The 12023-nt window shown below is 64.3% G+C and carries 10 protein-coding genes; 9 read left to right on the plus strand and 1 reads right to left on the minus strand.

Annotation, left to right across the window (positions count from 1 at the left end):
• Positions 1–81 precede the first annotated feature (81 nt).
• The 9 genes from C474_RS15355 (at position 82) to C474_RS15395 (ending at position 10174) form a co-directional block, all read left to right on the plus strand.
• Positions 82–1515, plus strand: coding sequence for an FAD-dependent oxidoreductase (locus C474_RS15355; RefSeq protein ID WP_008388420.1), 1434 nt, complete (start codon positions 82–84; stop codon positions 1513–1515).
• A 99-nt stretch (positions 1516–1614) separates the two neighbouring features.
• Positions 1615–2946 carry an ABC transporter substrate-binding protein gene (locus C474_RS15360; protein WP_008388421.1) on the plus strand — a complete coding sequence of 444 codons (1332 nt, stop codon included), beginning with the start codon at positions 1615–1617 and terminating at the stop codon, positions 2944–2946.
• An 82-nt stretch (positions 2947–3028) separates the two neighbouring features.
• Positions 3029–3994, plus strand: a complete 966-nt coding sequence (locus tag C474_RS15365) for an ABC transporter permease subunit (RefSeq protein WP_049917078.1) — start codon at positions 3029–3031, stop codon at positions 3992–3994.
• A complete protein-coding gene (locus tag C474_RS15370) occupies positions 3991–5064 on the plus strand; it encodes a branched-chain amino acid ABC transporter permease (protein WP_008388423.1) in 1074 nt (357 codons plus the stop codon). Before C474_RS15365 ends, C474_RS15370 begins: the two co-directional genes overlap by 4 nt.
• On the plus strand, positions 5064–5852 hold the full coding sequence (locus C474_RS15375) for an ABC transporter ATP-binding protein (protein WP_008388424.1): 789 nt from the start codon (positions 5064–5066) through the stop codon (positions 5850–5852). The genes C474_RS15370 and C474_RS15375 overlap by 1 nt, the downstream gene beginning before the upstream one ends.
• The gene (locus tag C474_RS15380) at positions 5845–6549 is read left to right on the plus strand and encodes an ABC transporter ATP-binding protein (protein WP_008388426.1); all 705 of its coding nucleotides are present in this window, start codon (positions 5845–5847) and stop codon (positions 6547–6549) included. The genes C474_RS15375 and C474_RS15380 overlap by 8 nt, the downstream gene beginning before the upstream one ends.
• 1 nt (position 6550) lies before the next feature.
• Positions 6551–7879 carry an MmgE/PrpD family protein gene (locus tag C474_RS15385; protein ID WP_008388427.1) on the plus strand — a complete coding sequence of 443 codons (1329 nt, stop codon included), beginning with the start codon at positions 6551–6553 and terminating at the stop codon, positions 7877–7879.
• A gap of 79 nt (positions 7880–7958) precedes the next feature.
• Positions 7959–9332 (plus strand): MmgE/PrpD family protein, encoded by a 1374-nt coding sequence (locus tag C474_RS15390; protein WP_008388429.1) that lies wholly within the window; start codon positions 7959–7961, stop codon positions 9330–9332.
• Positions 9333–9403: 71 nt separating this feature from the next.
• Positions 9404–10174 (plus strand): IclR family transcriptional regulator, encoded by a 771-nt coding sequence (locus tag C474_RS15395; protein WP_008388431.1) that lies wholly within the window; start codon positions 9404–9406, stop codon positions 10172–10174.
• A 639-nt stretch (positions 10175–10813) separates the two neighbouring features.
• Here the strand turns inward: C474_RS15395 and C474_RS15400 are convergent.
• Positions 10814–11884 (minus strand): TrmB family transcriptional regulator, encoded by a 1071-nt coding sequence (locus C474_RS15400; protein WP_008388432.1) that lies wholly within the window; start codon positions 11882–11884, stop codon positions 10814–10816.
• Positions 11885–12023: the final 139 nt, after the last annotated feature.

Genomic DNA, 12023 nt, shown 5'->3' on the forward strand with positions numbered 1-12023 from the left:
GCACGGCGCGCGGCATCCCGAACTCGTTGCCTCGCTCGCCGACAACGGTAGGTTTACGACAGGTGTTGACTAGCACGGCTCATGGACGACTTAGCAACGCGGACACCGGGAGGTGAGACTCCGGAAGTCATCGCCGCCGACGAGGTGACGTGGGACGTGGAGACGGACGTCCTCGTCGCCGGCGGCGGTGGGACGGGACTGGTCGCCGCCCTCGCCGCCTCGGAGGCGTCGGACCTGCAGGTGACGGTGCTGGAGAAGTCCCCGGAGTGCGGCGGCAACACGTCGTTATCAACGGGGATGGTCCCCGCCGCAGGGACGCGACTGCAGCAGGAGGCCGGCATCGAGGAGGCACCTGTGGATATGGCCCGCGATATTCTGGAGAAGAACCACTACGAGGCCGACGAAGAGCGCGTGCGATATCTCTGCGAGGAGGCAGTCGAACTCATCCACTGGTTGGTCGACGACTGGGACGTGACGCTGCACCTCGTGGACGACTTCAAATACCCGAAGCACTCGGAGTACCGGATGCACGCGCCCGACGGGCGCAACGGCGCGAACTTGGTGGAGGAACTCGTCGCGCGAGTGGAGGCGACACCGAACGTCGAACTGCTGACGAACGCGCCCGTGACGCGCCTCGTCGCCGCGGACGGCGCAGTTCGCGGCGTCGTCGCCGGCGCACGTCGCGACGAGGCGATACGGGCCGAGCGGGTGATACTCGCCACGGACGGGTTCGCGGGCAATCGGGAGATGGTGACCGACTACTGCGAGGCAGACGTCGAACAGGCGCTGTACTTCGGCGCAGACGGTAACACCGGCGACGGGGTGCGGTGGGGGGCGGAACTCGGCGGCGAACTCGCCTGTATGGACGCCTACCAGGGGCACGCGACTGTCGCGAGCGGAACTGGGATGCTGTCGACGTACGCCGTCGTGATGAACGGCGGCGTCCTCGTCAACGAGGCGGGCAAACGGTTCGGCGACGAGTCAGCCGGATACAGCGAGTTCGCCATCGACGTGCTGAAGCAACCCGGCGGCATCGGTTACGAACTGTTCGACGAGCGTATCTTCGAGCGACTCCGTGGGTCGTTCGAGGACTTCGACGCCGCCATCGATGCGGGGACGTACGCCTCGGCAGACTCCGTCGAGTCGCTGGCCTCCACGCTCGGGTGCGACGCCGACGCCACGGCGGCGGCGGTCGAGCGATACAACGAGGCCGCCCGGGCGGATGAACCCGACGAGGTTGGACGGACGGACGGCGTCGCAGTCCTCGAACCGCCGTTCTACGGGGCGAAAGTGACGGGGGCGCTGTTCCACACGCAGGGTGGACTGGTCGTCGACGAATACGCTCGAGTGCTGCGGACGGACGGAAGCGCCGTCGGGAACCTCTACGCCGGTGGCGGGACGGCCTGCGGCATCAGCGGTCACGGGGCTGGCGGCTACCTCTCCGGGAACGGTCTGACGACGGCGTTAGGGTACGGGCGACTGGCGGGAATCCACGCGCGCGAGTCGCTTCGGTAGAAAGCGGAGGCGCGAGCGGTTCGACTCCTCCGTCGCCGCGAACACGTTCACGAGAGCAAGTACTTATTACGCACTAACTCCAACACGATATTGATTAGCATGGGGAAGACTACCAAGTCACCTTTCAGCAGCCAACGGCGACGATTTATCAAAGCGGCCGGAGCAACAGCGCTCACGCTCGGACTCGCCGGGTGCGCGTCCGACGACGCGGACTCCGGCGGTGAATCGACTCCATCCGAGTCCGGCGGCGGAGACACGACCGGCGAGTCCACGCAGACGGAGGGGACCACCACCGGGTCTTCCCAATCGTCCGTCGACGAGGTCGTCATCGGTTCGAACCACCCGCTCTCGGGCAGTCTCGCCGCGACGGGCGTCGGGATGAGCAACGCGATCAAACTCGCCGCGATGCGGAAGAACGAGGAGGGAGGTATCGAGTCACTCGGCGGAGCGCAGGTGAAGGTCATCGAGGGAGATAACCAAGGTGCGCAGGAACTGGGCGGGCAGGTGAGTGAGGAACTGCTCAGCGAGGGCGCGCACGTCCTGACCGGCTGTTACTCCTCACCGGTCACGACGGCGGCGACGCAGGTGGCAGAACGACAGGGTGTGCCGTTCGTCATCTCCATCGCGGCAGCCGACAACATCCTCGAAGGGCGGGGCTTCGACTACATCTACCGACCTCAACCGCCGGCGCGACGCCTCGCCTCCGACTACGCTGATCTCGTGCCGACGGTCATCCGTGACAACGGCGGCACCGTCGAGACGGCTGGACTGTTCTACATCAACAACAGCTACGGGCAGGCCATCCGCGACTCGCTTCGCGAGTTCCTCCCCCAGCAGAACGTCGAGATCGTAGCAGAGACGGCGCTGGAGTTCGGCGCTTCGAACGCGAACACGCAGGTTTCGCGGCTTCGGAGCGCCGACCCCGACACCGTCATCGCCACGACGTACGTCAACGGCGGCGTGTTGCTCGCGCAGGCGATGCAGGATCAGAGCTACCGGCCGTCGTATCTCTCGGCCTGTGCGTCGGCGACGTTCACCGACGACAGATCTGTGCGCGACATCGGCGACTTCGCCAACGGCGTGATGGACAACAACTACGCGCTGAACCCGACTATCGACAAGACGGCCGAGGTCCGCTCGCAGTTCACCGACAACTACGACCAGGAGTTTTCGGCCTCCGTCGGCATGGCGTACACGGCCGGGGAGGTCATCATCCAGGCCATCGAGAACGCCGCGAGCGTCGACCCCGACGATATCAACGGTGCGCTCAAAGAACTGCGGTACGAGGACCACATCTCGGCGATGGGTCCCATCTCGTTCAATGACACCGGCGAGAACGAGAACGCCCTCGCCCCGGTCAACCAAGTGCAGGACCTCTCGGTGAAGGTGGTCTACCCCCAGGAGTACGCGGAAGCGCAACCTCAACTCTGAGTTCCGTCCACGGCGCGGATCGATCCCCCGAACGACACCCTTTATGGCACCTGACAACGATTAGCGAGCGTAAGCCACTCACATGCGACTAGTATCCTCTGTGGCCCTGTCGCTCCCGCTTCAAGGGGGAGGACTCGGCCGGTTCGTCGATCCGTTCGTACAGTTCGTCATAGACGTCGTCAACATGGAGGCCGTGCTCCTGCAACTGCTCGTGTTCGGTCTCCTGCTCGGGGGCGTCTACGCGCTGACCGCCCTCGGTCTGACGATGATATTCGGCGTGATGGACGTCATCAACTTCGCCCACGGCGCCTTCCTCGTCGTCGGGATGTATACGGTGTGGCTCGCCTCGACCACTGTCGGTCTGAGCCCGTTTTTGGGCATCCCGTTGGCCGCCGTCGTGCTGTTCGTCCTCGGAGTGGTGGTCCACGTGCTCACGGTCGAACCCATCATCGAAGCGCCGCAACAGAACCAACTCATCGCCACGTTGGGCGTCCTGTTCATCGTCCAATCGGGGATCGAGATCTTGTTCTCGCCGGACCCACAACAGGTGTCGCTGTCGCTGGGGTCCATCGAACTGGGCGGAGTGTTCGTCCCGCGCGGGCAACTCTACGCGCTTCTCATCGCCCTCGGAACGATGCTCGCTGTGCGGGCGCTTCTGAACCGCACCGACCTCGGTAGACGCATCCGCGGCACTGCGAACAACCGGGAGGGTGCGCGCTATGTCGGAATCAACGTTCCACGAATTAACTACCTCACGTTCGGTATCGGCGCCGCCCTCGCCGGCATCGCCGGGGGATCAATCGCGCTGTTCCAGCGTTTCGACCCGTTCACGGGCGAGACGTATCTCATCAACGCGTTCGTCATCGTCATCCTCGGGGGTCTCGGGTCGTTCCCCGGCGCGTTCGTCGGCGGTCTCATCATCGGACTGATTCAGGTGTTCGGCGGCTATTACCTGCCCGGTACCACCGCGCAGGTGCTCATCTTCCTGCTGTTTATCGGGACGCTTCTCGTCAAACCCGAAGGCCTGTTCGGAGGTGCCGGCGCGTGAGCAGTCTCGACACCGTCCGCGACGGCTATCGCTCGTTCGACGAGCGAGAGGACGCCCCGGTTCTCAAGGGCGCGGTCGGGTTCGGACTACTCGCGGCGCTGCCGTACATCATCGAGATAGACGTCGCCGGGATGGAACTGGCGGCGGCGCTGAGCCTCAAAGTCCTGATCCTCACGCTCATCTACGCGTACACCGCGCAGGCGTGGAACATCATGTCCGGCTACACGGGGCAGTTCTCGTTCGGCCACGCCGCCTTCTTCGGTATCGGCGCGTACGCCACGCAGGCACTGGTCGTCGACTACGCCATCAACCCGTGGTTCGGCATGTTCGTCGGCGGCGGCGTCGCCGCTCTCTACGGCCTACTCATCGGCTTCCTGTCGTTTCGGTTCAACCTCCGCGGTCACTACTTCGCGCTGGCGACGCTCGCGTTCGCCGAACTCGTTCGGTTCGTCATCGTGAACATGAGCGAACTCCACGGGGCGAACGGCTACTTCAAACCGTTTCCGCGGGACTACGACGCGGCCTACGGGTTACTCGCCTTCCAGTTCGAGAGCGACCTGCCGTACTACTACCTCATCTTGGGATTCCTCCTCGTCGTGACCGTCGTCTCGTGGGCGGTGAAGAACTCGTGGATAGGGTTGTACTTCTTCGCCATCCGCGAGGACGAACGCGCGGCGTCGAGCGTCGGCGTGCCCGCGTTCCGGTATAAGCTGCTCGGCATCGCGATCAGCGCCTTCTTCACCGCTCTCGGTGGCGCGTATTGGTCGATGTACTTCAACACCATCCGGCCGGACACCGTCTTCGCACTGTTCAAAAACGTCGAACTGCTCCTGCCGGCTGTCGTCGGGGGACCGGGAACCGTCGTCGGCCCTATCATCGGCTCGTTCATCGTGACGCCGATGAGCGAAATCGCGCGGACATCGTTCACCGGCATCAACGGTCTCGACCGGGTCATCTACGGCGCGTTCCTCATCGTTATCGTCATTTACTCGCCGCGGGGCGTCGTGAGTTGGCCGGAGCGCGGGCGCGCGCTCTACCGCCGCGTGCGCGGGTCCGGAGGTGAGGAATAATGGCTGCAGACTCGGAGACGTCGCGGGAGCCGACCGAAGGTGAGACCGGTGAACGCGCCGGTGACCCGGTGCTCGAAGCCGACGGCGTCGGCAAGCAGTTCGCCGGTCTCCGCGCCCTCGAAGACGTCGACATGACGGTCCATAGGGGCGAAATCGTCGGTCTCATCGGGCCGAACGGCGCCGGCAAGACGACGCTGTTTAACTGTATCAGCGGAACGTTCCCGCCGAGCGAGGGCCGAATCTACCTCGACGGCCAGGAGATAACCGACCTGCAGGCCCACCAGATAGCGCGCCGCGGACTCGCACGGACGTTCCAGATAACCCGGCCGCTCGAAGAACTCACCGTCGTGGAGAACGCGATGGTCGGCGCGCACATCCACACGCGGCGCCGCAGCGAGGCGCGCGAGATAGCGATGGAACAGTTGGCGTTCGTCGGCCTCGCCGATCGGGCCGACGAAGAGGCGGGAGAACTCACCGTCGGCGCGCAGAAGCGGCTCGAACTCGCGCGCGCCGTCGCCACTCGACCGACCGTCCTGCTGTTGGACGAAATCATGGCGGGCTTGACCCCCTCGGAGTCCGAGGAGATGTTAGGGCTGTTCCGCCGCCTCCGCGAACGGGGGACGAGCCTGCTCGTCATCGAACACGATATGAAAGCGATAATGAAAATTTCGGACTACGTGAAGGTGCTCGACAACGGCCGCAGCATCGCCTTCGGCCGTCCAAAGACGGTCGTCGAGAACGAGGCTGTCATCGAAGCGTACGTCGGGGGGACCGGATTCGATGCTTGAACTCGACTCGGTCCGTGCCGGTTACGACCAGATAGAGATACTCCACGGCGTCGACCTTCGGGTCGATGAGGGTGAAATCGTTGCGCTCATCGGGTCGAACGGCGCCGGAAAGACGACGACGATGCGGACTATCTGCGGTATCCTCTCCCCGACTGCGGGGTCGATAACGTTCCGCGGCGAATCCATCGACGACGAACCGCCGCACGACATCGTCCGCCGTGGCATCGTGCAGGTGCCGGAGGACCGCGACCTGTTCACCGACATGACCGTCGCCGACAACCTGCTCTTGGGCGCGCAGACGAAGACGGCGATATCGAACCGCGAGGAGAACCTCACGGAGATGTACGAGTTGTTCCCGCGTCTCGAAGAGCGGAAGAACCAGCGCGCGGGGACGATGTCCGGCGGCGAGCAGCAGATGCTCACGCTGGCTCGCGCCCTGATGGGCGAACCCGACCTGCTCATCCTCGATGAACCGTCTATCGGTCTCGCCCCGCAACTGGTCGAGGAGGTGTTCGACGTGGTTCGCGAGGTTCACGAGCAGGGAATCACAGTGCTGATGGTCGAACAGAACGTCCAGCAAACGCTCCGACTCGCTGACCGCGGTTACGTGATGGAAAACGGTCGGATAACGATGAGCGCGACGGGGACCGCCCTCCTCGAAGACGACTCCGTCATCGAAGCCTACCTGGGGGTGTGAGATGCACGAGGAAACGCTCGCCGAATTCGTCTCGGGTCTGGAGCACGACGATATCCCGTCGCGGGTGAGAGACCGCGCGACGCTCGTCGTCGCCGACACGGTGGCGGCTATCCTCGGCGGCGTCTCCGACCCGGCCGTCGCTTCACTCGTCGCCGACTGGACGCTCGAACGCGGCGGCGACGCGACGGTCCTCGGGACCCCGGAACGTCGCTCGACACCGCACCGGGCGGCCTTTCTGAACGCGACGGCGGGAACCGTGCTCGAACTGGACGAAGGACACCGCTACGCCGCGGGTCACCCCGCCATCCACGTCCTGCCGGCCCTGCTCGCGGACGGCGAGCGGTCGTTTCGGTCGGGCGCGGAGACGACGACGGCTTTCGTCGCCGGCTACGAGGCGGCCGTTCGCGTCGCGCGGGCGGTGACACCGCTGGCAGAGGGATATCACCCGCACGGCGTCTGGGGCGCTGTCGGCGCTGCCGCGGGTCTCGCCCGTCTCCGCGAGTACAACGCCGAGACAACGCTCGACGCCATGCGAATCGCCGCAAACTACGCGCAGCACACGCGCTTCGAGGCGGCGACGGAGGGAGCGACCGTCAGAAACGGGTACGCGGGGATGAGCAACCTCGCCAGCCTCGTCGCCGCCGACCAAACCCGCGCCGGCTTCACGGGACTTCGAGAGGGTGTCCGCCGACATCTCGAACGGGTCGCTGGAAACGAAATCGACCCCGAGGCGTTCTCGGACGGCCTCGGCGACCGTTGGGAACTCGATAGCGGCTATTTCAAGATACACGCCGCCTGTCGCTACACTCACCCCGCGTTGGACGCCGTCACGGAACTCATCGAAGCCGATGGGTTCGACGCCGCCGACGTCGAATCCGTTAGCGTGGAGACGTACGACGCTGCCGCGTCGCTCTCGGCCACCGACCCCGAGAACGCACTTCAGGCGAAATTCTCGCTCCCGTTCGCCGTCGCAACCGCGCTGGTGAACGGCCGAACCGACAAAGCGGCCTTCGACGAGAACGCGTTGACCGACCGGACGCGCGAGTTGGCGCGGCGCGTCTCGGTGTCGGTCGCGCCGGATATCGCCGCACGGGTGCCGGAGAAGCGCGGCGCGCGAGTTCGGATCACCCTCGCATCAGGGGCGGAGCACACGCGCGAAGTCGCCGCGGCTCGCGGCGGCGAGCACGACCCGTTCACCGAGACCGAACTCCGCGAGAAGTTCGATTCGCTCGTCCGTCCCGTCGTCGGCGAACGCCGAGCGGACGAACTGTGGACCGCGGCGCGCGAACCGGCTCCCCCACGCGTCATTTGCACGCTCGCGCGGGGGTGAGTGGTGACCCGATATTCTCCGACACCGCCAGTTCGATAAATTCCGATTGCAACCGATTTCGACACACACGTCATAAACAATGATTCCGACAACACCCGTTCGAGACTGGGAACGTGCGGTCTACGACTTCTCGACTACGTCCGTACCACCCGAGGTTCGAGAGGCCGGAAGTCACGTCGTCGCGGACGTCCTCGCGGCGGCCGTGGCTGGCGCGGCGGCCGAACAGCACGCCGACGTTCTCCGAGACGCCGCCTTCGCCGGCGGGAACGCGTCGGTGCTCGGTACCGACAGACGCGTCGACCCGGCATCAGCCGCGTTGTGTAACACCGCTGCGGCCATCACGCAGGAGATAGAGGAGGGTCACAACCGAGGCGGCCACGTCGGGGCGAGCGTCGTCGCCGGGGCCGTCGGCGTCGCCGAGGCGAACGACGTGGACGGCGCGACGTTCGTCGACGCGTGCGTCCGTTCCTACGAACTCTGTACCCGACTGGAATACGCGATATTCGCTATGAAGGCGCGGTTGAACGACGCCGTCCCGTGGTTACTCCGCGACCCGCACTCGACGTGGACGACGGTCGGACCAGCGTTCACCGCGGCTGTCTGCGCCGGCGCGGACGCCGATACACTTCGGGAGACGTTCCGCGTTGCCGCGAACCTTGCCGTCGTCTCGATGCACGACCCGTACGCCGAGGGCGCGCCGGCGCGGAACTTCACCGCGGGGTTCTCCGCGCAGGCGGGCGTCTCCGCGGCGACACTGACCGCTGCCGGCCTTCGCGGGTCAGCCGCGGCCGTCAGCGAGGTGTACGATCCGTTCGCCGACCTCTTGGCAGAGGGCGAGTTCGACGGACTGTTCGAGTCGTTGGGTACGGAGTGGTGGATCGGAGAGCGCTACCACAAACCGTACCCCTCCTGTCGGTACACGCACGCACCGCTGGACGCTCTCCGCGAGGCAGGAGTGGACGACTTGACACCCGACGACGTGACGCGGATCGACGTGCACACGTATCGGAACGGCGTGGACATGGGCCACACGCGACCCGAGACGCTCACCGCCGCGAAGTTCTCGACGCCGTACGCACTCGCACGATGGGTAGCAGACGGCGAGGTATCGCTCGAACACTTCGAGAGCGAGAGCCTGGCCGACGACGCCGTTCAGTCGCTGACCGAGCGAGTCCGGCTCCACGAGGACGACGAGTTCGAACGAGCGTTCCCCGGGTCGTGGGGTGCGCGCGTCGTCGTCACGACGGACGCCGGCGAGACGAGGACGGGGCGCAGGCCGCACCCTCGCGGGGACTACCGGGACCCACTCTCCACAGCGGACCTTCGCGAACGGAACCGAGCGCTCCTCGCTTACGGACTCGGCGACGACGCCGCCGACGAGGCGCTTGATGCTTTGTCGTCTGTCGCTGACGCCCCCGTCTCGGAGACGGTGGATGCGCTTCGATTGCATTAATGCAGAACGTATGTTCTCCAGAGACGAACAAATACCGAACCGTTATTATGTGCGCCGCGCCATGAGACATCATGGCACCCAGCGAACCCCGACGGACCGCGACAATCGGCGCTACCGAAACGTCGTTCGGTATCGTTGAATACCTCCGAGATTCGGTGACTGCGGGCGTCTCCGATATCGCCAACGAACTCGGTGTCTCGAAGAGTACGGCGTACAACCACGTCCGCACGTTGGTCAAGTTGGGTTACGTCGCTGAGACGGATGATGGGTACGCGCTGAGCCTCAAGTTCCTCAATCTCGGAGACCACGCGCGCCGGCGACACGCCCTCTATCACGCCGCGAAGGGCGAGATGGACGACTTAGTTGACGCTATCGGCGAGCGCGGACAGGTGATGATCGAAGAGAACGGCCGCGGGGTGTACATCTATCAAGTCCGGACCGATCACGCGGTGCAGACCGACTCCCACATCGGGAACTTCGTGGACCTTCACACGACGGCCGTGGGCAAGTCCTACCTCGCCTTCTGCGAGGAGGAACGACGCGAGGCTATTCTCGTCGGCGACCTCGCCGCACTGACGCCGGAGACCATCACGGACCGAGACGACCTCTTAGAAGAGTTGGATCGCATCCGCGAACAGGGACACGCGTTCAACGACGAGGAACGGATTACCGGGATGCGCGCCGTCGGAGCTCCGATAATCTCGGACCGACACGGCGTCCTCGGTGCGATCAGCGTTTCGGGTCCCACGACACGGATGAACGGCGAGTGGTACCGCCGGGAGATTCCCGAGAAGGTAAAGCAAGCCGCCCGTATCATCGGTATCCGCGGGACCTACTCCTGATCTGCTCTACCGAACACTCGTTCGGTATCGATACAATTTCTCAACTAACGACCACGGCGTTACGATCATATACTTGTAACGCTCCATCAATCTGTATCACGTTTCTATAGGCATTACAAGGAAAGCGCAAATGTACTATCAAAGAATGAGCGCTAATCTGCGTTATTATATCCACTCAAATCCAAATACATATTTATATTCCTATTCAGCCCAATTTTATTCTCATAATATCTTGTTTGTAACTATCTACCCTTTACGACAACGTATTTGTTCGTACGAATCGGACTATATGACTTCTATCTGATTCAAATTCGGCATTGACAGCTATCGAGTTCGTGTTCGGCATCCAGTTGGGATGCTGTTCGTTGCTTGTCCATTGTTCGTCGCAGAGTTCGGTCGCTGTATCTCCGCGCTCTGAAGCGTCGATATGTGAATACTCTTCATTCATCGCACAGAGGCGTGTCGAAGGTGGCCAGCCACCGTTCACCTTGTCAGCGACGTTGATAGCAGTGAGGTTACGGTCAACGACGACTATCGTATTCAGACCGATCCAAATCCGCCGCCTGAGGAGCGACGGACCGAATTCCACTGACTGAGCGTTCTCGACCGCGATGGGCACTTCGCGGTTCGGGACGCCCCTCAGCGCTCGCCGCGAGCGAGCGTTACGGAGACGGCCTCGTAATCCTCCAGAAATCCGCCGGTACCCCCGACGGTCACGCGGCCGTCGTCGGTCTCCACGACCAGCGTGTTCTCCATGCCGAACTCGACGTTCCGAGGGTCGACGAGGCTCTGTCTCGTCTCGACGAGACGGCCACGGACGTCTTCGACGGACCGCCGACTCCGACTTCGGCCGTCGGCGGACTTGACCTGCGCTTCGACGGCGACGCTCTCGCCGTCTCGGAGGCGGCGGGTGGCATCGTAGACGGACCGTCTGAACCCGCCGTAGGTCGCCGGAAGGGGTAAGGGGTCCCGAAGCGACACCTCCTCGGAGGCGGGCCAGACCGTCCCGAGGAAGGCGGCTTCGACGGCGACGGCGACCGACCGATTGGCGAAGCCGATAGCCTCGGCGTCGCCGTGTTCCCACCCGAGGAGCGCGGACGGCGAGATGACGCCGCGGGTCTGGTCGGCGTAGACGTACACCGTCGTGCCGCGGACCCACGACCGGACGGCCGTCGCCAGGGACGAGGCGTCTTGTTCGATGTCCGCGAGGTCGCCGGCCGCGGCGAGCAACACGAGGACGCCCCTTTCGACCGCATCGCGAAGCGGGTCGGCCAACTCCGAGAGGAGTTCGACCGGGACGGCCAGAAACAGTTCCGACTCCGCGCGTTCGACGAGGGTGCGAATCCGCTTTCGGAGGGTCTGACGGGACCGGACGACTTCGAGCGCGTCGTGGTCCTCCGGGGGCCGTTCGTACCGCTCTGTTACCTCCGACATCGTCTGCTGCATCGTCTCTAGCCGGTCCCGCAGCGACTCCGCGGGCGGATGCGCTCGAATCCGCGTCGGCGAGCGGTGGTCGTCGACGCTCACGAACCCCGCGTCCGCCAGTCGGTCCGCGAGTTGGTAGACGTAACTCGTCGACACGCCCGTGTCCGACGCGACGGTGCTGGGAGTCGCTTCACCGCGGTGGACGACGGCGAGGTAGACGCTCGCCTCCGTCTCCGAGAGACCGAACTGCTGGAGGCGTTCGATAAGGTCCGCGTCCCGTCTCATCGCTTCGATGCACGTCGCGGACGCACCATGACACTATCGCTCGCGCTCGACTCCGCCGGAGAGCGCCGACCGCGGCGACGGGTGCAAAAAATTCTGAGCGCTCGAAAAATACTTTTTACCAACATCGTGAATAATTGTT

The organism is Halogeometricum pallidum JCM 14848 (assembly GCF_000337095.1).
Lineage (GTDB): Archaea > Halobacteriota > Halobacteria > Halobacteriales > Haloferacaceae > Halogeometricum > Halogeometricum pallidum.